General features: G+C 71.7%; 15 protein-coding genes. 8 read left to right on the forward strand and 7 right to left on the reverse strand.

Features of this window, described 5'->3' with window-relative positions:
• The 7 genes from JWQ92_RS09870 to JWQ92_RS09900 all read left to right on the forward strand — a co-directional run.
• Nucleotides 1-352: glycosyltransferase (locus JWQ92_RS09870; protein ID WP_297344285.1), on the forward strand; the 352-nt coding region annotated here is incomplete at its 5' end.
• 248 nt (nucleotides 353-600) lie between these two features.
• Nucleotides 601-1368 carry a hypothetical protein gene (locus tag JWQ92_RS09875; RefSeq protein ID WP_297344286.1) on the forward strand — a complete coding sequence of 256 codons (768 nt, stop codon included), beginning with the start codon at nucleotides 601-603 and terminating at the stop codon, nucleotides 1366-1368.
• Entirely contained in the window at nucleotides 1365-2918 is a 1554-nt protein-coding gene (locus tag JWQ92_RS09880; protein WP_297344287.1) for a hypothetical protein, read from the forward strand. The genes JWQ92_RS09875 and JWQ92_RS09880 overlap by 4 nt, the downstream gene beginning before the upstream one ends.
• Complete coding sequence (locus tag JWQ92_RS09885) at nucleotides 2918-4333, forward strand: polysaccharide biosynthesis tyrosine autokinase (protein WP_297344288.1); 1416 nt, start codon at nucleotides 2918-2920, stop codon at nucleotides 4331-4333. Before JWQ92_RS09880 ends, JWQ92_RS09885 begins: the two co-directional genes overlap by 1 nt.
• A 155-nt stretch (nucleotides 4334-4488) precedes the next feature.
• Entirely contained in the window at nucleotides 4489-5664 is a 1176-nt protein-coding gene (locus JWQ92_RS09890; protein ID WP_297344289.1) for a CDP-glycerol glycerophosphotransferase family protein, read from the forward strand.
• A complete protein-coding gene (locus JWQ92_RS09895; RefSeq protein ID WP_297344290.1) occupies nucleotides 5661-6707 on the forward strand; it encodes a glycosyltransferase family 4 protein in 1047 nt (348 codons plus the stop codon). Before JWQ92_RS09890 ends, JWQ92_RS09895 begins: the two co-directional genes overlap by 4 nt.
• Nucleotides 6704-7942 carry a hypothetical protein gene (locus tag JWQ92_RS09900; RefSeq protein WP_297344291.1) on the forward strand — a complete coding sequence of 413 codons (1239 nt, stop codon included), beginning with the start codon at nucleotides 6704-6706 and terminating at the stop codon, nucleotides 7940-7942. The genes JWQ92_RS09895 and JWQ92_RS09900 overlap by 4 nt, the downstream gene beginning before the upstream one ends.
• Here JWQ92_RS09900 and JWQ92_RS09905 read toward each other — a convergent pair.
• The 3 genes from JWQ92_RS09905 to JWQ92_RS09915 form a co-directional block, all read right to left on the reverse strand.
• A complete protein-coding gene (locus tag JWQ92_RS09905) occupies nucleotides 7873-9216 on the reverse strand; it encodes a glycosyltransferase (RefSeq protein ID WP_297344292.1) in 1344 nt (447 codons plus the stop codon). The two genes, JWQ92_RS09900 and JWQ92_RS09905, sit on opposite strands and share 70 nt — an antisense overlap.
• A 225-nt stretch (nucleotides 9217-9441) precedes the next feature.
• Complete coding sequence (locus tag JWQ92_RS09910; RefSeq protein ID WP_297344293.1) at nucleotides 9442-10287, reverse strand: GNAT family N-acetyltransferase; 846 nt, start codon at nucleotides 10285-10287, stop codon at nucleotides 9442-9444.
• A gap of 187 nt (nucleotides 10288-10474) precedes the next feature.
• Nucleotides 10475-12844 (reverse strand): PKD domain-containing protein, encoded by a 2370-nt coding sequence (locus tag JWQ92_RS09915; protein ID WP_297344294.1) that lies wholly within the window; start codon nucleotides 12842-12844, stop codon nucleotides 10475-10477.
• A gap of 764 nt (nucleotides 12845-13608) precedes the next feature.
• On the opposite strand from JWQ92_RS09915, the gene JWQ92_RS09920 reads away from it, so the two are divergent.
• Nucleotides 13609-15501 carry a glycoside hydrolase family 16 protein gene (locus JWQ92_RS09920; protein ID WP_297344295.1) on the forward strand — a complete coding sequence of 631 codons (1893 nt, stop codon included), beginning with the start codon at nucleotides 13609-13611 and terminating at the stop codon, nucleotides 15499-15501.
• 52 nt (nucleotides 15502-15553) lie between these two features.
• Here the strand turns inward: JWQ92_RS09920 and JWQ92_RS09925 are convergent, their stop codons facing one another.
• The 4 genes from JWQ92_RS09925 to JWQ92_RS09940 all read right to left on the reverse strand — a co-directional run bounded on the left by JWQ92_RS09925 (nucleotide 15554) and on the right by JWQ92_RS09940 (nucleotide 19634).
• Nucleotides 15554-16435 carry a universal stress protein gene (locus tag JWQ92_RS09925; protein ID WP_297344296.1) on the reverse strand — a complete coding sequence of 294 codons (882 nt, stop codon included), beginning with the start codon at nucleotides 16433-16435 and terminating at the stop codon, nucleotides 15554-15556.
• Nucleotides 16436-16592: 157 nt separating this feature from the next.
• Nucleotides 16593-17270 carry a response regulator transcription factor gene (locus tag JWQ92_RS09930; protein WP_297344297.1) on the reverse strand — a complete coding sequence of 226 codons (678 nt, stop codon included), beginning with the start codon at nucleotides 17268-17270 and terminating at the stop codon, nucleotides 16593-16595.
• A gap of 194 nt (nucleotides 17271-17464) precedes the next feature.
• Nucleotides 17465-18997 (reverse strand): GAF domain-containing protein, encoded by a 1533-nt coding sequence (locus tag JWQ92_RS09935; protein WP_297344298.1) that lies wholly within the window; start codon nucleotides 18995-18997, stop codon nucleotides 17465-17467.
• A gap of 112 nt (nucleotides 18998-19109) precedes the next feature.
• Nucleotides 19110-19634 carry a hypothetical protein gene (locus JWQ92_RS09940; RefSeq protein WP_297344299.1) on the reverse strand — a complete coding sequence of 175 codons (525 nt, stop codon included), beginning with the start codon at nucleotides 19632-19634 and terminating at the stop codon, nucleotides 19110-19112.
• Nucleotides 19635-20049: the final 415 nt, after the last annotated feature.

Below are 20049 nucleotides of genomic sequence, written 5' to 3' on the forward strand. Positions count from 1 at the left end.
GACGGGAACGGTGGTCGCCGGCTACGTCACCGATGAGGAGCTCGCGGACCTCTACGCGGCGGGCATCGGGCTGATCCTGGTCAGCCTCGCCGAAGGGTTCGGGTTGCCCATCGTGGAGGCCGCCGCCGCGGGTGTAGCCCGGTTCGTGCTCTCCGACCTCCCCGTCTTCCGCTGGATCGCCCGCGACGCCGCCGAGTACGTCGACCCCACCTCCGTCGCCGCGATCGGTGAGGCACTTCGCCGGATGCTGGAGGAGCCGGCGGATGCCCCGGCGCTCGGCGTCACACGGTTCGACTGGGACGACTCGGCAGAAGCCGTTCGCCTCGCTGCAGTCGCTCTCACCCGGGCGTGACCGGAGCGCGTCGGTGGCCGGTCGCGCTTCGGCGCTCAGGTCGTTCCGCCCCCTCCCTGAGACGAGCGCCGTCCGTGCCGGATGTTCACGGGACCCGCATCCTCTGAACGATCCTCATTGTTCTCTTGGGTGCGGGAATATCACGCATTTCCCATTCGTGACCGCCCCTACTACTGGGGACGCCGAATACCCGAAGCGGTTCCGCTCATTCCTGATTTTTCTCCGCGCCGATGATAAATTCTCGTACCATGCCCCCGACTCCCCACGAGGCGGCTCTCTTCGAGCTGCTGCAATCGGGCGTGTCCGCGGGGCGGGACGGTTTCGTCGGTCTGCTCCGCCGGCCAGCAACGGCGATGAGCCTCATCCGCGCGATCCTGCGAATTCCGAAAGTCACGGCGTGCATCGATGACGGAGCCGAAGGTGACGCGGTGCGGAAGGGCCTGTCGAGGCGCGCTCGTGTCCGGGTCTTCGTGCACGAGGTGACCTCGGTGCTCGAGATCCCGGCCGATCCGGCCCAGTACGTCGAGGGATCCTCCAAGCAGACGCTGCGACGGAAGGTCAGAGCGGCGGAGCGTGCCGGAGTCACCTGGAAGCGCGTCACGGAGCCCGAGGAGCGACAGGCGCTGCTCGAGGCCGCCAACGAATTCGACCGGAAGAACCCCCTCGGGCGGTACCGGCACGAGGACGCCGACAACAGCGACCTCTTCGAATACCGCCTCTGGCTGGCCGCTTACGCCGCCGACGGGCGGCCGCTTCTTCTTTCGGTCACGCCCGTGAGTTCCGAATGGGCGATGCTGCGGTATTTCCGCACGGTCGAGGAAAGCGATGAAGCAAGCCTTGCCCGCTACCTCATGACGCGGGTTCTCGTCGACGAGCTCTCGGCGATGGGGGCCCGGCATCTCGCCGACAATGTGAGCCCGATCCGGCTCTCCGAAGGCCTGCGGCATTTCCAGCGGATGGTCGGATTCCGGCTCGTCAGGGTCGCCCTCGGCCGGCGCCCTGCGGGTGTCGCGTGAGTGGCGCCGCCCCTCGCGAGCTCCGCCCCGACTCGCCGGTGCTGCGTCTGCCGCACGGCCGCTGGGCGGTGCTGTGGGCGGTCATCGCTCTCACCATCGTGATCCTGCTGGGACACGGCATCGCGGATCCCGTCGAGGCGATCCTTGCCGAGGCCGGTGCGCTGGTCGCGCTCTGCGGCCTCGGGCTGAGCTGGAGCCGGGGCCTGCTGCCCACGACGGCCGTCTTCTACTGCTTCTGGTTCAGCTGGCTGGGGCTCGCTCCGCTCGTTCAGATCACGACCGGCAAGGTCGCCTGGGGCGATCTGACCGCACTGAACGACCACGGCGTCGTCGACCAGGCGCTCATGCTCACCGACGTGGCCCTGTTCGCCTTCATCGGCGGACAGCTGGGCGCGAGCCGGGCCGCTCGCCGTCCATCCGTCCTGGCGGGACCGATCGGGCGTCAGGCGCGCGTCCGCGGCTGGGTGCTCACCGCGGTCATCGTCGCGCTGATCGCCGTCGCGCCGCACGCCATCGCGACGAACGGGGGCATCGCCACCTACTTCTCGTCGCGGGGGCAGCGGGGGGAGACCCTCGCGAGCGCCGGGGCGGATCTGAGCTCGGCGGGCGGTGTCGACTACGCCCTGATCTCGGCCCTGCCGATCGCGCTGTCGGTCGCAACGGCCCTCCTCGCACTGCTGCGCCTGAACAGCGGATGGCAGGGGTGGCGGCGGGTGAAGGTCCTGGACCTCGTCGCGCTCGTGATCGGGATCACCGCCGTCGCGGTGTTCGCCAATCCGTTGGCCAACACCCGCTTCATCGGCATCACGGGGATCGGCGCGCTGCTCATCCTCATGACCCGGCCGCGGAGCGCGCGTGCCGGTGCGATCTTCGTCGGCGTCGCGCTCGTCGGCACGCTCGTGCTCTATCCCCTCGGGAACTACTTCCGCGGCGGCGTCTACACGCAGGACACCCTGCTCAACCCCGCCACGTACACCTCCGACGACTTCGACGGCTTCCAGCAGGTCATCAACTCGATGGACTTCGTGCACGACCTCGGGCTGTCCGGCGGCCGCTACATCGTGTCGGCGGTCGGGTACTTCATCCCGCGGTCGCTCTGGACCGGCAAGGAGATCCCCGCGTCCCTCGACGTCGCGGCCCACGCCAACTACACGTTCGTCAACCTCTCCGAACCGATCCACGCCGAGCTCTACGTCGAGTTCGGCTGGGTCGGTGTGGTCCTCGGCATGGCCTTGCTGGGGTATGCCATCCGCCGTGCCGACGAGATGTGGCGCGCAGGCAGCTCCGGCCGCGCCGCCGCGGTCGTGCCCTATCTCGCGGTCGCGATCCTCGGCATCATCCGGGGCCCGCTCGGCGCGCAAGTGCCGATCTATCTGACGGTGCTGGTGCTCCTCTGGGCCGGTCTCGCCCGTCCCGACCCGATGGCCGGGTGGACCGGCGCATCGACCGCCGCACCCCAGCCGAACCTCCGACGCGGGTCCGCCCCGACCGGCGCCGGCCGCACCCCTCCGAACAGCCCCACCGGGCCTGTTGCAACGAAAGGTCTCTGATGGAACTTCGCGACTACCTGCGAGTCATCGCGCGGTCCTGGCTGCTGATCGTCCTCGCCGTCGCACTCGGCGCGGGAGCGGGCTACGGATTCACGAGGCTGCAGACTCCCCAGTACCGGATGACTGCGACTGCGTTCGCTTCGATCAGCAGCGCCTCCACCGTCTCCGACCTCTCGACCGGCACCGCGCTCACCGAAGACGCTGTCCGCAGCTATGCGTCGTTGGCGAAGACCTCCTACGTGCTCAAGCCCGTGATCGGACGTCTGGGGCTGAACGAGTCGGTCGAGCACCTGGCCAATCGGCTCGACGTGAACGTCGGCGTCAACACGGTCGTCCTGCAGGTCGCGGCGACCGATCCGTCCCGCCGGGGAGCGGCGTCGATCGCGAACGCCGTGACGGATCAGCTCGCGAGGGCCGTCGTCGCCCTCACGCCGCAGCGGGGGACCTCCTCGCCGTCCATCGTCCTCACGCGGGTCCAGCCGGCCACCGGCACCCCGGGCCCCGCGACGCCGAGCCTTCCGCTGGACCTCGTCATCGGGGCGCTCACCGGTCTTCTCCTCGGTCTCGTCGGAGCCTTCATGCGGGGCTCGCTCGACACGCGGCTGCGCACGGCGCTCGACGTGCAGCAGATCGTCGACGCCCCCGTGCTCGGGCACATCACCTTCGATCCCCAGGCCAAGAGCCGGCCGCTGCTCGTCGCGCGGGACTCCCACGGTCCCCGGGCGGAGGCCTTCCGGGCCCTGCGCACGAACCTGGAGTTCCTGGATCTCGACTCCGCACCGAGATCGCTGGTGGTGACCTCGTCGGTCGAGAGCGAGGGGAAGTCGACGACCGCCGCCAACCTGGCGATCGCGGCGGCCAACGTCGGCCGCTCGGTACTGCTGGTCGACGCCGACCTCCGCCGGCCGAAGGTGGCCACCTACATGGGCTTGGACGGTCGCGTGGGCCTCACCGACGTGCTGATCGGGCGGGTCGAGCTCGACCAGGCCCTTCAGTCCTGGGGGGACGGCACGCTTCAGGTGCTTCCGGCCGGTGCGATGCCCCCGAACCCCGGCGAGGTCGTGCAGTCCCAGGCGATGGCCGAGCTCATCCGCCGCGTCTCCGAACGCTTCGATCTCGTCATCATCGACAGCCCGCCGCTGCTGCCCGTGCTGGACGGCGCGGTGCTCGCCAGGCGATCCGACGGGGCCCTGCTCGTCGTGGCGGCTCGTCGGGCGAGACGGCCGCAGCTCGCTGCGGCGGTTGAGGCGCTCACGAAGATCGACGCGCGCCTGCTCGGGTTGGTCGTCACGATGCTGCCTCGGCACGGTCCGGACGCGTTGACGTACACCTACCGGTACGACCGGCCCAAGGCCACGGAGGGGACCGGAACCGCCGCCGGCGACGACCTCCTCGCGGCCGGGCCGAATCCGTGAACCCTCCACAGGAGGGAGGGCTGTCGCACGCGCCAGATCCGGGCCTCCCGGGCAGAGCCCTCCGCCAGGCCGGGGCCGTCCGGTCCGCGGCGCCTCCGCTCCTCCGGCTCGCGCGGGCGCCCCTCGCGCGGGCCATCGAGCGCCTGAACCGGCTGGTGCCCAAGACGGCCTCCGCGGTCGTCTACGGCTTCCCCGCGAGCGAGGGGAACGCGGTCGAGGTGGTGCGCGAGCTGCTCGCCGAATATGCCGGGCCCGTGTACTGGCTGGACGGGGAGCCGCAGGCGCTGGGAACCGTCGATCCGCGTTGCGTGCCCACGGCGCGGCTCTCGGTGAAGGGCCTCTGGCGCTACCTGCGGGCGGAGATCGTCTTCTACACGCACGGGCTGTACGGCGATCCGGCGCCCGTCCCGGGCCAGGTGATCGTGAATCTGTGGCACGGTGACGGCGTCAAGGTGAACGGGTTCCCGGCGCCGGGTGCACGTTCCATCGCCCCTGCCGACTACGTGGTCGGGTCGTCCGCCGTGCTCACGGCCCGGAAGGCGGAGGAGTTCGGGCAGGCGCCCTCGGCGGCGCTCATCACCGGCAACCCTCGCACCGACCAGTTCTGGCGGGTCTCGGCGAAGCAGGTCCGGGACCGGCTCCCGGCCGGGCTTCGCGAGGGGTATCTCGTCTGGATGCCGACCTTCCGCGTCGCGCGCGCCATCGGCGGCCGGAACGGATGGGAGGACGGGACCAGCTCGCAGGACGGCCAGCTGAACGCCGCGATGCGCGACGCGGTTCCCCGGTTGGAAGCGGCGGGCCTTCCGGTCGTCGTTCGAGTGCATCCGCTGGACGTACGGCGCAGGGCGATCCCGGGCACCGTGCTGGCGGACGAGGCGTTCCTCGAGCGCACGAACCTGACCACCTCCGAGCTGCTCGCCGGCTCCGACGCCCTGATCACGGACTACTCCAGCTCGTGGACGGACTACCTGCTGCTCGACCGGCCCATCGGCTTCCTGATGCCGGACAAGCAGGAGTTCGCCCGCCGGCGGGGCCTGTTCCCGCCCGACGTCCTGGACTGGTTGCCGGGCTTCGATCTCGACGGTCACGGCCTCGAGGACTTCATCGCCGATGTCGCAAGCGGAGGATCGTTCTCGAAGCATCTGCGGAGTGCGGCGGCCGACCGGCTGCAGCTCAACCCCACCCACACCGCCGCGCGCGACCTTCTGCACGAGCTGCAGGCGCGAGGGGCGTTCCCGGTGTCCGCCCGTGTTCAGCGGCACGGCGGCCGCGATCGGGCCGGCTCCGCAGGCCACGGCGATGCCGGGCGACGCTCGAAGCCGCGCTCGTGAACATCCTTCACCTGGTCAACCGGGTCGAGGACGCAGGAAACGGGATCACCAATGTCGCGGTCGACGTCGCGTGCGAGCAGGCGCGACTCGGCCACCGGGTCATCGTCGGGTCCGCGGGCGGCTCGTTCGTCCCGCTGCTCGCGGAGGCCGGCGTGGAGCACGTCCATATCGACTTCACCCGCCGCGACCCGCTCGCCGTGCTCCGCGCGATCGGGACCGTCCGCAGGACCGTCCGCGGGTACGGCATCGACGTCGTCCATGTCCACACGATCACCCCGGTCGTCGTCGCGCGCGCTGCAGCACCGCGGACGCGCCTCGTGGCGACGGTCCACAACGAGTACCAGCGCGGCGTCAGCATCATGCGCATCGCCGACGTGGTGGTCGGCGTGAGCGAAGCGGTGTCCGAGTCGATCAGGCGATGGAGGGGGCCCCGACCGGTCATCCGGACGGTCTACAACGGGGTCCTCGGAACGAGCCGCCGCAGCGGGAGCATCCGGAACCCCGTGTCGCCGCCCACGATCGTGACCATCGGGGCCGTCTCGCCACGGAAGGGCTCGGACGTGCTGCTCGACGCGTTCGCTCGCGTGGTGGAAGCGGTTCCGCAGGCGGAGCTGCTGTTCATCGGCAACGTCGACTGGCCGGAGGAGCTCCGTCGGCGCGAAGGGCTCGCCTACATGTCGAAGGTCCGGTTCGCCGGATTCGAGCGCGATCCGCAGCGCTTCCTCGACCGCGGGACGCTGTTCGTCATGCCCTCGCGCCGCGACCCGTTCCCCCTGGCGCTCCTCGAGGCCATGGGAGCGGGCTGCGCGATCGTCGGCAGCGACGTCGACGGCATCCCGGAAGCGCTCGGCGGCGGTGCGGCCGGCATCGTCGTCCCCCCCGGCGACTCCGTCGCCCTGGCGCAAGCACTGGTCGACCTGCTGGAGCATCCGGAGCTGCGATCGCAGTATGCGGCAGCCGCGCTGGAAGCCTCCGCTCGCTTCACCGTCTCGACGATGGCGTCGGAGTACCTGGACGTCTATCGGCTGAAGCGCCGTCCGTGACGGCCCACGTCCGTCGCCTCCTCGGCTTCGCCCTGGTGCCCGCGACCTCGTTCCTGGCCTCCTTGGTGCTGCTTCCGGTGATCAGCGCCCGCTTCGGGGCGCCCGCGTGGTCCGCGGTCGCGCTCGGCCAGAGCGCCGGCGCCATCGCCAGCATCCTGATCGGGCTGACCTGGCCGTTCACCGGGGGCAACGCCGTCGCGTCGTCCGTCCCCGGGGCGCGGCAGCGGATCTTCGCGCAGGCGATCGCGTCGCAGGCGGTCGCGTTCGTGATCGCCGGAGTCGCCATGACCGCCGTCGTGCTCCTCATCGCTCCCGATCAACTGCTCGCGACGGTGCTGTTCGGCTTCGGTGTGGCGCTGAACGGGTTCTCCGCGTCCTGGTACTACGCGGGAATCGGTCGCCCCGGTGCGCTGGTCGTCAACGAGGGCGTCGTCAGGCTGGCGGGGTATGTCGTGGCACTGGTCTGCATCGTCGCCGGCCTCGGCCTGCTCTCCTACGCCGTCTGCACGGTCGTCGCCGGACTGGTGATGCTCGCCGCGAACTGGCGTTCGATCATGCGGGGAAGCGGCATCCGGCTCCGTCCGGCCATGGTCGCCGAGGGATGGCGGATCGCGCGAGCGGAGTGGTTCGGCACGCTGTCCCGGGTCGTGCTCGGTCTCTGGACGTTCGGCGGCACGCCGCTGTACGCCGCGACCGGCGTTCGCGGCTTGGCGGCCTACTCAGGCGCGATGAGTGTGCAAGCGACGGCGTCCAACGGCTTGAACGCGATCAACAACGCCTTCATCGAGTGGATCGGCGGGGCGCCCGCCGGCGCACGGACGCGACGGATCACGGCGTCCCTGGTGTTCGCCGTGGTCGTGGTCCTCCTCGTGATCGCGGGATTCGGGATCGTCGGCCCCTACGTGATCTCCTACATGTTCAGCGGGCGGCTCCACTTCACACGGATCGAGCTGCTGCTCATCGGCGGCGGCATCGGGGCCGCGTTCCTGCTGAGGGCGACCCAGATCCTGGTGCTCGTACCGCTCGGCCGTGAGTCCGTCGTCTACCGGACGACGCTCGTCAACGCCGTGGTCGGCCTCGTCGCATTCGTCGTCGCGGTACGGATCTGGGGATTCATCGGCGGGCTGTGGGCACCGGTCGTCGTCGACCTCGCTTTCCTCGCCTACTACGCCCGGATGCTCGTCGTCGGGGGCGGGCCCCACTCCTCGGCGGCCGACGGCGCATCGGAGGTGTGAACGCGGTGGCCTCGGGGGAGCGCCGAGGCGGTGCGCGGCGCCGGGAGCGGGGCCACGAAGCCGAAGTGCATGGCGGTGGCCACGCGCCCGCTGCGCAGGGTGCTCCTTCTCGCCGCGTGCCTGATGCGCTGCGCCGCGCCTGCAGCGCGCTCGGTGCGGGCCATGGACGCGGCCGACAGCAGCCTCCTCGTGAAGTTCTCGACGGAGAACTGGTCCGCGTGCCGGCGGACGGCCAGGTGATCCCAGTCCGTCGGGAACGCCTTCACCGCGCGGACGACCGAGCCCGGGGTGCTCTCCTCGATGAAGAGGCCGGAGACCCCTTCCGCGAGTGAGTCGAGGAACCCTCCTGCACGGAGCACGAGCGCCGGCGTGCCCATCGCGTTCGCCTCCAGCGGCGTGAGGCCGAAGTCCTCGTTCGACACGCTGACGAGTGCTCGGGCATGCCGGTACAGCCACCGCAGCTCGGAGTCCGACACGTGGGGGAGATAGCTGACGTTCCCGGGCCCCCCGTCCGTCGCCTCGGCTCCGACCACGACGAGGTGCTCCTGCGGCATCTGCGCGAAGGCTGCTGCGAGCACCCCGGTGTTCTTGTAACCGCGCTCGCGGCCCACGGTCAAGAAGAACCGCTCGGTGGGAAGGACGACCGGGCGCTGGGCGCCCGTCGAGTCGAGCGAGATGGGCGGGGGGATGACCATCGCGGTCACCCCGTACGCCCCCTGGATCCGGTCGGCGACCGAGTGGGAGTTGGCGACGTAGACATCCGCCGACCTCGCGGCCGCGCGGTCGAGGCGCGTGAGAAGGGGGCGCACGAGCGACAGCACGGCGCGTACGAACAGCGAGCGGTCCTTCACGTAGTCCTCGGGCTGATACAGCCAGCGGGCGGGGTTGTGGCAGTAGACGACCTTGGTCGCATCGCCCCGGATGCGGAGGTAGTGCGACCATCCCGACGAGCTGCAGATGACGGTGCCCCGCGTCACCGGTGCCAGAAGCCGCCACGCGAACGGAAGTGCCAGGAACGCGAGCCGCGGATCCGACCGTAGGCGGCGAAACGGCTGCAGGATCGTCGTCTCCACCTCATGCCGGCGAGCGAACGCGAACGTTGCGTCCGCTTCGTGCAGTGCCGTCACGACGCGCTCGGGGTCGAGCGAGTCGACCAGCGCGCACGCCACCCGCTCGGCTCCGCCACGCTGCGTGAAGTAGTCGTGGGCGACGGTGATCGGCCCGAGGTCGTTGACCTGCGTTCGGCGGCGGGGGGAGGTGGTTTGAGCGCTCACGAGCAGCGCAAGGCGCGTCGGAATGGGGATTCCTAGGTGGGTATTCGCCCGGAACTGGGGAGGAACGGGCTGAGGTAGCGGAACGGGTATTCCGCGCCCCACCTTACGCCGCACCCGGCAATTGATCCATCTTCGGCCCTGATCGATTTCAGGAGAAAGATGGGGGCGGCTCTCGCGGGCTCCGGCGCCCGTCCGAACGAATTCCGGCTGGGCGATCTCGTCCTGTCAGACGGATTGTCGCCGGATCCGTCGCCGTGCGTCGCCGAGCACGCGTGACGCCAGAGCCTCGGCGGTCAGGGTGAGATACGGGACTCGCCGGCCACCGAATTGTTTCTTGAACACGTCGATTCCGTCATCGGGGGAGCCGACCAGGTCGATGGCGGCTGCGCCACTCCGGCTCGCCCATTCGATCGCATCCCAGTAGAGGAGGGTGTTGGCCTGCGTCGACCGATGCTGCGGGAGGACGCCGCCCTGCCACATGACCGCTCGCGCGCCGTCCATCAGGGTGACCAGGCTGCCGACCTCGACTCCAGAGACCCGGGCCGAGGCCCATCTCATGGCCATGCCGACGGTGTCGAGGTCGGCCCGCGTCGGCGGGAAGTAGTGCCGATAGCCCACGGGGATTCCCCGCTCGGCGAAAACCTCACGCACCACGGCGCCGAGCACGGATGATCCCGACGAGACCTCGTGCAACTCGACGCCGTTGGCCTTCGCTTTCCTGACCTTCGTTCGGCATCTGCCCTCGAGGCGTGCCCAGACGGCGTCGATGTCCTGGAGCTCGTCGATGACGTACGTGTATCCGACTTTGGTCGTGAAAGGAGCGGCGGAGAAGACCTGCGGAAGGCCGGCTTCAGGACCGAACGAGGCCTGCACCATCGCTGCGCGATGCCGGCGGCCGAATCCGCGCATCGCATCCAGCGTGGCGGCGAGATGCGTGTGCTTCACCAGTGGGCCGACATAGGGGAACGGCGTGCGATTCGCGCTGGTGAACGGGCCGACGCGTCGCGCCAACCATGGAACGACGCCGATGTCGCGTCCGTGGGCGGTCGCGATCAACGGCCGGAACCGCATGCCGCACATGTGCGCGGCGAGCTCGAGCCATGCCCAGTTGTGGAACGGAGTCCGGCCGACGCCGAGCGCCGCGGCGGCATCCCACCGAGCACGATCACGCGACTCCTGCAGGTGCACCGATGTCACGGCCCCATCCTGCCGTTCCGATCGTCGCACGGACGGCCGGTCCACGGCGGGTGCGGGTGAGCTACTTCACGACGGCGCTGAGGTCGAAGCTCGAGTCCTTCGCCGCGTGGTAGTTGGTCTGCACCTCCGCCGCGATCGTGTTCGTGCCGTCCTGCAGCAACGAGGCCGGCACGGTGAACGTCACCGGGCTGCCGACGGCGGTCGAGGTCGACCGCGCGCTCGTCGCGTACGTGTTCTGCCCGATCGTCCCGGTGGGCAGGCTCGAGCGGCCCACCTCCGTGCCGTTCACGTAGACGATCACGCCGTCATCCGCCCTGGTGGTCAGCGTCAGCCCGGCCGACGGCACCCCGCCCGCGGGGACCGCGAACGTCGAGACGAAGTAGCTCGCGAGCGGATTCGTGCCGGAGGGCACCGGGATCGTCGTCGCGAGCCCGGTCGATCCCCAGCCGATCGGCGCCTTGCCGGTCGACCAGGACGAGGCGTCGAAGCCGCTCGTCATCCAGGAGGACGCGGGCGCGGTCGCCGGATGCGAGTAGGACCAGGCGCCGCCTGCGGGCACGACGACGGTGCCGCTCGGCAGTGGCGTTCCGCCCGTTCCGCCGGTGCCGCCGGTGCCGCCCGTGCCGGTACCTCCGCCACCGGAGCCACCGGTCCCCGACGTGGTCGACGCGGTGGCGCTCAGGTCGAAGGTGGAGCTCGGGGTGGCGTGGTAGTTCGAGTGCACCTCGGCGGCGATCACGTTCGTGCCCGCCTTGAACGCGCTCGCCGGCACCGCGATCACCACGGGATTCGCGGCGGCGGTCTTGGTCGTCACGGCCGACGTCGCGTAGGTGCCGTTCGTGACCGTGCCCGTGGGCATGTTCGAGCGGCCCGCCTCCGTCCCGTTCACGTACACGACGATGCCGTCATCCGCCCGCGTCGTGAGCGTGACCGCGCTGAGGACCGTCGGATCCGCCACCGACACCGTGTCGCGGTAGTAGGCCGTGAGCGGCCGGGTGGATGCCGTGGTCGTGAGGGTCGTCCTCACGCTCGAGTCGCCCCAGCCGAGCGGCGCGGCGCCGGTCTTCCAGGAGGAGTCGTCGAAGCCCGTCGACGCCCACGAGCTCGACGGCGCGCTCGTCGGGTAGAGGTAGGACCAGGTCGCGCCGGCCTTCACCAGCGTCGTCGGCGTGGTGGTCGTCGTCGAGCCGCTCGACACGGTGACGGTCTGCGTGCTCGTCGCCGTGGCGCCCGAGTTGTCCGTCACGGTCAGGCTCACCGTGTAGTCGCCGGCTGCGGAGTAGGTGTGGGTCGCGGTCGAGCCGCTGCCGTCCGTGCCGTCACCGAACGACCAGGCGTAGGAGGCGACGGATCCGTCCGAATCCGTGGATCCGCTGCCGTCGAACGACGCCGACAGGTCCGTCTCCTTCGCGCTGAAGCGCGCGGTGGGCGGCGTGTTCGCGGTCTTCGTGGTCACGGGGATGCGGTCGACCTGGAGCACCGACGCGTCGGGCACGACGGTGACCTTCGCCCACTCGCCCGTGCCGCTCTGCACCGTGATGCGGTTGAGGTTCGGCACCGGCTTCGCGATCCCGTAGGCCGACAGCCAGGTGGACGAGGTGAGGGGCGTGTCCCTCGTGAACACGTGCGTGTCGCCGTTGATGAGGAACACGGGGGAGCCGAACGAGGCGCTCTGGCTCGCGATGCCCTGCACGATCGACGTGAACGCCTTCTTGTAGGTGCTGCTCGGCGAGGTGCCCGCGAACATGTCCGCCTGCGTCATGAGCACCACCGCGCGGCTGCCCGCGCTCTTCGCGTGGGTGAACGCGTCGGTCATGATCTGCACGTCCGCGGCGGACCGCGCCTGCTCCTCGGCCGTCTGGGCGGAGGTGGCGGTCGAGTCGCCGAGGCCGGTCCACGGGTCGAGGTCGTTGTCGGAGCCGGGGATGTTCATCGTGACGAAGGTGAGGCCGCCCGCGTCCCACCACACGTTCTCCGGGTAGCCCGACTGGGCGGTCACCGTCATCGGATGCACGCCGAGCGTGGTGCCCGGGTTCGGGAAGAACGTCGACCGCAGGTCCGCCAGCTTGTCGAGCGGATTGCCCGCGCCGGTCGCCGCGCGGTGGCAGTCCGTCCACTCGTTGTCGCCGGGGGTGTAGACGAACGGCTGCTGGAACGTGTCGAAGTCCGCCTTCACCGAGGCGTAATAGCTGTCGGAGCAGTTCAGGGGGCTGCTGATATCGCCGACATGCGCGGTGAACTGCACCGCGGTATCCGAATTGACCTGCGCGATCTCGTTCGGGAAGGCCGCGAACTGCGTCGTGCCGTAGGGCACGTCGCAGATCACGGCGAACGTGAGTGCGGTCGCGGCCTGGGCCGGAGCCCCGGCGAGGGTCGTCGCGGCCGCCGTCAAGGCGACGGCGAGCACGGTGAAAGGCGTCTTCGGGGACACGGGCATTTCCCTTTCGGCGCTGCGGATTCGGGCGTTGGGTGGCGCCCATCCGATCAGCGTCGTGATCTCTGGCTGGCTCACGCTATCGGCCGATCGGCAATACGCAAACCACTACCCCCGGATTCCCGGGTGGAAGTCCGCGCGTCCATTCGGCGCCGAGGGCGGGATAGGCGCCCGCGACGACGGAATGGGCAAGCGATTCCCGCCTCGCGTACCGGCGCCAGCACGAGTCGCAGGACGAGCCGGCGCCAGCGTGCGGTCCACACGGCGGAGGTCGTGCCGGTGCCGTCCGTGTGGACGCGACCCAGACCTTCAACCTGAAGTCGATGCGAATCCGGCGCGCCTTCCGGGACACGCCACGGAATGTGCATCACCGGCCGTTACCTGCTCGTTACGTTGCCCGCTGCACCCACCCGAGCCGACGCGCACGTGCGCCGGACAGCGGAAGGCCAGCTGGTATGGAAACGCCCGATCGCGCAACACGAAGCCCCATGGAATCGACCGACCGACCGCGAGGGCGGCATCGGGCGGATCCCGGGCCGAGCGAGGCGCCGGCCGCGGCACCCCGTCCCGAGGCTCGGGCGCAGGTCGCCGCCGGAGCCCAGGGCCGGTCGGTTCCCGCCGCGGCGCTGCTGACGTCGGCTGCGGACGACGGTGGTCCGACGGATCTGCGGCCCCCGCATCCGAGTGGCCCGATCCCGGTCGTGCGGGACCTGCGGCCCCCGCACCCGAGTGGCCCGATCGCGATCGTCGGCGCAGCGCCGATGTCGGCCGTGCCCGCCGAGGTGACCGATGACCAGCTGAGCCGGTTCCTCGCCGAGGCGGCCGACCTGCGCCGCGCCACGGGACCGATCCCGGCCCCGACGCCAGCCAGGCCCGCGGCGTCGACGCCGCCTCGCACCGCTCCGCCGTCGCCGGCTCCGGCGCCGGCGCGTCCCGTCACCTCGAACTCACCGAGCACTCCGGTCTGGCCCCGCCCGCCGGGCGCCGTCGCGGCGCGGCGGGTCGACTCCGTCCGCGCCCTGATGGACGAGCGGGCGATGCGGCAGTTCACGCGCCCGGGCGAGGTGGCGCCGCCGCCGAAGCCAGCCCCCCAGCCGGTCGTCCCGGAGCCGGTCGCCCCGACGTCGATGAAGGAGCTGCTCGACCCCGCCTGGACCGCCGCCGAGCCGCCCGTCGCACCCCGTGCCGCCGCCGCATCTCGCCCCGCCGTCGCGCCGGCTGCTGAGGCGCAGGCCGAGCTGCCGCAGGCGCATCCGCAGCCCTCGTCGTTCTTCGAGCGCATGCGGATCGAGCCGGCGGCCCGACCTGGCCCCTCCGCCCGCCGTGCGGAGCAGGCGGTGCGGACACTGCGGCAGCCGCCGTCGATGTTGCGGCGCCCGGGCGCGAGCACGGCCACGATCGTCCGGCGCACCGCGGGCGCCGCCCGCGTGATCGGACTCGTGGCGACGCTCGTGGTGCTGATCCTGGTGGCCCTCGTGCTCGTCGTCGGCCTGCCCACCCCGTCGCTCGCCGATCGTGCCGCGCGCCTCACGGTGTCGCACGCCGTCGGGGCCGGCGGCGAGGCCGTGCAGGCGTCGCAGGCGGCAGCGCAGACGGCCGCGGGCCATGCGACACGTCATGCGACGGGGTCGACGGCAGGAGCCGCCGCGCCGCATCCGTCGACCTCCCTGCTCACGGCATTCGCCACGCCCGCTGCCTCGCACGCCGCGGTCTCACCGTCCGCGCGGCACTCGTCGGCGACCGCGACCACGTCGGCGTCGGCGTCGGCTAAGGCCTCGGCGAGCGCATCCGTCACCGTGACGCCGTCGACGTCCGCGGTCACGCACCGGCCGTCAGCCGGCCCGGTGCCGATCCGGCCCGTCCCGCCCGTGTCGGGCGCGCCGGTGTCCGGGCTGCCCAGCGGCGCCTGGAACCTGGCGTGGTCGGACGAGTTCACCGGCAGCACCCTTTCCCGCTCGCGCTGGACGACCTTGAACGACTCCACCTTCGGCGACGGGAACCAGCAGCTCGAATGCGAGATGGCGAGCAACGTCACCCTCAGCGGCGGCATGCTCACCCTCGCTGCCCAGCGGGAGCAGTCGAAGGTCGCGTGCGGCTCGCACGACTCCCGGTTCCCCGGTGGGCGGTCCTACTCGGGCGCGACGATCGAGACGAAGGGCAAGGCCGACTTCACCTACGGCTACTTCGAGATCCGCGCCAAGCTGCCGATGACGCCCGGCGCCTCGAAGGGGCTGTGGCCCGCCTTCTGGCTGCGGCCGCAGGACGGCGGCGCCGGTGAGCTCGACGTGCTCGAGACCATCGGCACGGACTCGACCGGTTCGCCGGACACCGTGCACCAGACCATCCACCCCGCGTACGGCAGCGGGACGCCCCAGCAGGTGCACACGGTCGACTACCCGTCGGGGTCGCTCTCGTCCGGGTACCACACGTACGGCGTGGACTGGGAGCCCGGGTCGATCAGCTGGTACATCGACGGCAAGCTCACCTGGAGCCGCACCACCGCGACGACCTCGTGGATGCGCCAGGACTTCTCCCGGCCGTACTTCCTCCGCCTGAACCTCGCGGTCGGTGGCTCGTGGCCCGGCTCGCCCACGAGCGGCACCGCGTTCCCGGCGTCGTACGACATCGACTGGCTGCGCGTCTACCAGCACTGACGCGGGCAGGGGGCCGACGTCCGCCGGCACGCACCGGCGGAGGAGCGGCTGGCTACGCGGCGCCTGCCGGGGCGGGCGGAACGACCATCACGGGGCACTGCGGCTCCTCGAGCACGCTGCGCACCGCGGCGTCGATCCCGTCGACCACGCCGCCACCCGGCCGGGATCCGACCACGATGAGCGCGGCGTCGCGACCCAGCTCCCGCAACGCATCCGCCGGCGCCTGCGAGGTGAGCACGGGCCGGACGGGCAGCGCCGGGTGCCGCTCGCGCACGTAGACGACTGCGTCGTCGAGGGACTGCCGGTCCACCGTGGCCGAGAACTCCACGTCGATGTCGTCGACGACCGACCGCGGCAGCTGCGACGCGCGCAGCAGCACCAGCTCGCGCTGCTGCAGCTCCGCCTCCAGCGCCGCCCGATCGAGTGCCGCGTACTCGCCGATGCCGTTCCCGACACCCACGACCACCGGGCCCGCGGTCGGCGCCCAGGCGCGCGGCACGACCACCGTCGCGCAGACGGCCTGCGCCGCGAGGAGGGTGGCGAACGACCCGGGCCCTGCGCCGCGGTCGTTGCCGGTCGTTGCGAGGACGAGCAGGTCGGCGTCGAGCGCTGCGTCCAGGACGTCCGCTTCGCGGTCCTCGGAGAGGCGCACGACGGTGGTGGCGATGCCCGGATCCACGAGGGTGAGGTACTCCTGCACCCGCGTGCCCGCGTCGGCCGGGTCCGGCAGGTCCAGCAGGCCGGCCACGGCGTCGGGCGCGGCGTCCGGGGCGACGCTCACCTGCACCGCCAGAGGGCGGTTCGAGGCGCGGGCGATCAGCCACCGGGCGGCGGCGACCCCGGCGAACGACCCGCGAACGGCGAGCAGCACCCGCTCGACCTCGGGCAGCTCCGCCCGCTCCGCGTCGTCCGTTCCGATCACCGTGTCGACCATGGCCGCGCCTCCTGCTTCCGACGGGCGTCCGCACGCGCACGCGTACCCCGCACCCCCTCAAGACTCCAGAAGCGAGGCGTTCTTCGGCAGAGTCTTTAGTCCCGATCCGGCCGGACGTCGATGTCGAAGGTCTGCTGACCGGCTTCGGCGGCCTGGTTCAGACCGCGGAGGGGCCCGCCGACCGGGGCGTGAACGGATCCGCGGCCCTCGTTCCGAGATGCAGCACGGCCGCCTGCGTGCGGCTCTGCAGGCCGAGCTTGCTCAGCAGGCCGGAGACGTAGTTCTTCACGGTCTTCTCGGCGATCGACAGCTCGAGGCCGATCTGGCGGTTGCTCAGCCCGTCGGCGATGAGCGACAGCACCTCCCGCTCCCGCGGATTCAGGCCTGCGAGGCGCGGGTCGCCGCTCGGTCCGCGGAGACGCTCCCGCACCGCGGCGACGAGTGCGGGGTCGAGGGCGGAGCGGCCCGCGGCGACCGTGTGCACGCACTCGATCAGGCGGCTGCCGCGGATGTCCTTCAGCACGTAGCCGGCGGCGTCGGCGATGACCGCCGCGACCATCGCCTCGTCGTCGTCGTAGGCGGTGAGCATGATGCAGCGCACGTCGGGCATCGTCATGCGCAGCTCGCGGCACAGATCGATGCCGCTGCCGTCCGGCAGGCGCACGTCGAGCAGCACCACGTCGGGACGGTTCGCGAGGATGCTGCCGCGCCCCTGCTTGACGGAGCCCGCCTCACCGACGACCCGGATGCCGGGATCGGCCTCGAGCAGCTCGGCGACGCCGCGTCGCACCAGCTCGTGGTCGTCGACGAGGACGACGGTCGTGCTCCCGGCCATGGCGCTCCTGATCCGTCTGATGTCGGCACACTCGCAGACGTCCTGTCGGCACACTCGCAGACGTCCACGGTGCCCGCGAATCGAGGCGGGGCGGAAGGGACTTTGGTCCCGAGGTCAGGCCTGATCCGGCTGGGCTTCGCGCTTCGGTGGGACGGTCCAGCGCAGGACGGTGCGGCCGTCGACGGCGTCGATGCTCATCCGACCGGCGTGCTGCGCGGCGCGCTCCTCGAGGTTGGCGAGACCACTCCGCCGGCTCGAGGCGGACAGCGGGCGCCCGTCGCTCGTGATCGTGACGGTGACCCCCGCCGGCGTCGCCGCCACCTCGACGGCGATCCCTTCGCGCGGCCGTGCTTCACGGCGTTCGTGACGCCCTCACCGACGACGGCCAGCACGTCGGCGGTGAGCTCCGCGTCGAGCAGGGCGTCGACGGGGCCGCTGAAGGTGACGGCGGGCTCCACGGAGAGGGCCGCGCCCAGCTCGCCGACGAGGTCGAGCAGCCGGTGGCGGCCGGTCGGCGCCTGCCCGGCGCGCTCGGGAGTCGAGAGGGTGAAGATGATGCGGCGGATCTGGCCGATCGTGGCGTCGAGGCTGGTGATCGCCGCGTCCACCCGGTCGGCGTTGCGGCCATCCGGCAACGTGCCGAGCACGCCCTGCAGCTGCATCCCGGTCGCGAACAGCTGCTGGATCACGCGGTCGTGCAGGTCGCGGGCGATGCGTCCGCGGTCCTCGAAGAGCAGCATCCGCTCCTGGTCCGCTCGGGCGCGGTGCAGCTCGAGCGCCAGGCTCGTGCGCGCCGCGAAGTCGCCGGCGACGGTGAGGTCGGCCTCGGTGAACGGGCGGCTGCCCGCCGAGCGGGTAACCAGGATGCTGCCGATCGCCGTGTCGGCGGTGTCGAGCGGCAGCGCCATCACGGCGCCGTACGGCTCGGTGCGGGGGATGGCCAGCGACCGGAGCGCGGTCTCGTCGAAGCGCGACGGCTCGCCCTTCTGCAGCACGCGCTCGACGAGCGAGCCCGCCAGCGGCACCTCGGTGCTCCGGCGTCCGTTCGGGTCCTCGCCGCCCACCGCCACCACGTCCAGCCGCTCGCCCTCGCCGTCGAGCAGCGCGACGAACACGCTGTCGGCGTCGAGGAGCGAGCGCACCCGGTCGGCCACGAGCGACAGCGCGCCGTCGCCGTGCTCGGCGAGCAGCGCGGCGGTCACCTCGGCGGACGCGGCGGCGAACTCCTCGCGGCGCTGCGTCTCGCGGTAGAGGCGGGCGTGCTCGACCGCGAACGCGGCCGTCGCGGCGAGCGACCGGATCAGCTGGTCGTCCTCCTCGGAGAGGCCCGCATCCCGCCAGAGGTGCAGGTTGCCGAACACCGCGTCCCGCAGCTGCACCGGCACGGTGAGGGAGCGTCCGGCTCTCGAGCCGGCATCTGAGCCGGGCTGCGCGTGCGCGGCGGACCGCTCGCCCCCGGACTCGATCCGCTGCTCGACGCCGCCCTGGGGATCGAGCACCTCCAGCGCGGTGGAGTCCGCCCGGGTGAGGTCGCGGGCGGAGTCGACGATCGTGCGGAGCACGGCGTCGAGCTCGAGCTGCGCGGTGATCGCGTGCGTCGCCCGCACCAGCGCCCGCAGACGGCCCTGCGTCGAGAGCACGTCGCGGGCCGCATCGACGAGGTCCGCGATCCGCCGGTCGAGCTCGACCCGGGGCTGGTCCGGGAAGGAGAGCGTCGGGTCGGACAAGCGACGGCTCCTCGGGGGCACGGTCGCCCGGGGTTCGGGCGGGGGCGGAAACGCGCCGTCAGTGTAAAACCGGGACCCGCGAGCCCACCGGGTGCCGGGTGGCAAGCGGGCGTCAGGCCGCGATGGTCGCGAACCCCGTCTCGAGCAGGGCGCGGGGTGCGAGCCGCGCGAACCCCGTGACCTCCCAGACCGGCAGGGCGCGGCAGGCGGTCGCCGCGTCGAACACTGCGCGGGGCACCCCGCGGGTCGAGGACGTCTCGGCGACGTCCGCGCCGCGCAGCGTGCGCCGCAGCACGAGCCCGAGGCGTTCGATCTCGAGGCCGTTCCCGGTGAACAGCAGCACCGACGGGACGGACTCGCCGCCGTCGAACGTCCACCACTCGGCGCGGGAGCTCGGCAGCACCCCGGCACCGCTCCAGCGGACGCCCGGGCTGCGCAGCTCCGGCATCGCCTCGAGCAGCGGGTCGACGGCGTCGACGAGGGCGCTCGCGATCGTCACCCAGCAGGCGTTCGTCGCGGCGCGGACGGCGTCGTACGCGAACGCGCGCACCGGATCCGCGACGCCGGGTCGCGGCAGGTCGCCCGGCAGCACGTCGTCGGCCCGAGTGGTGCCGTTCCGTCGCCCGAAAGAGAACATCCGCTACCCCCGAACAGGTCACGATCGCGTGCCTCATGGGTACCGCTGTTCACCACCGATCGGCGGGATCCGGACGGCGTGGCGCGGGGCCCACCGCACCTCGCGTGCGACGGATCATCCTGAGCCCCGACGCGGCGCGGCTCGGAGAGCGCCGCTTCCGCGACGCCGCCCCATGGCGCACGCCCCGTCATCGCCATAGCGTCGGATCGCGATCCGAGAGGCGGTGCTCCGATGGTGAGCGTCAGCGCAGATGCCGGGCAGGCCCGGACGGTCGAACCGGGGTCCGTGGCGGCGGCGCCGGGGCCGGTGGAGGGTGCGGCGCTGCCGGCCCGCCGAGGGGAACCGGCGGTGCGGTGAACCGCACGCCGGATGACGGACCGGGGTCGCCCGGCGAGACGTTGAAGGGCGCGCTGAG

The sequence above is a fragment of the Amnibacterium sp. genome (genome assembly GCF_025463795.1).
GTDB lineage: Bacteria > Actinomycetota > Actinomycetes > Actinomycetales > Microbacteriaceae > Amnibacterium.

Excerpts from the sequence above, each read along its gene's own strand:
- JWQ92_RS09940 (WP_297344299.1), bottom strand. The coding sequence starts at position 19,634 with ATGTTCTCTTTCGGGCGACGGAACGGCACCACTCGGGCCGACGACGTG.
- JWQ92_RS09930 (WP_297344297.1), bottom strand. The coding sequence starts at position 17,270 with ATGGCCGGGAGCACGACCGTCGTCCTCGTCGACGACCACGAGCTGGTG.
- JWQ92_RS09910 (WP_297344293.1), bottom strand. The coding sequence starts at position 10,287 with ATGCGGTTCCGGCCGTTGATCGCGACCGCCCACGGACGCGACATCGGC.
- JWQ92_RS09925 (WP_297344296.1), bottom strand. The coding sequence starts at position 16,435 with ATGGTCGACACGGTGATCGGAACGGACGACGCGGAGCGGGCGGAGCTG.
- JWQ92_RS09920 (WP_297344295.1), top strand. The coding sequence starts at position 13,609 with ATGTCGGCCGTGCCCGCCGAGGTGACCGATGACCAGCTGAGCCGGTTC.
- JWQ92_RS09885 (WP_297344288.1), top strand. The coding sequence starts at position 2,918 with ATGGAACTTCGCGACTACCTGCGAGTCATCGCGCGGTCCTGGCTGCTG.
- JWQ92_RS09875 (WP_297344286.1), top strand. The coding sequence starts at position 601 with ATGCCCCCGACTCCCCACGAGGCGGCTCTCTTCGAGCTGCTGCAATCG.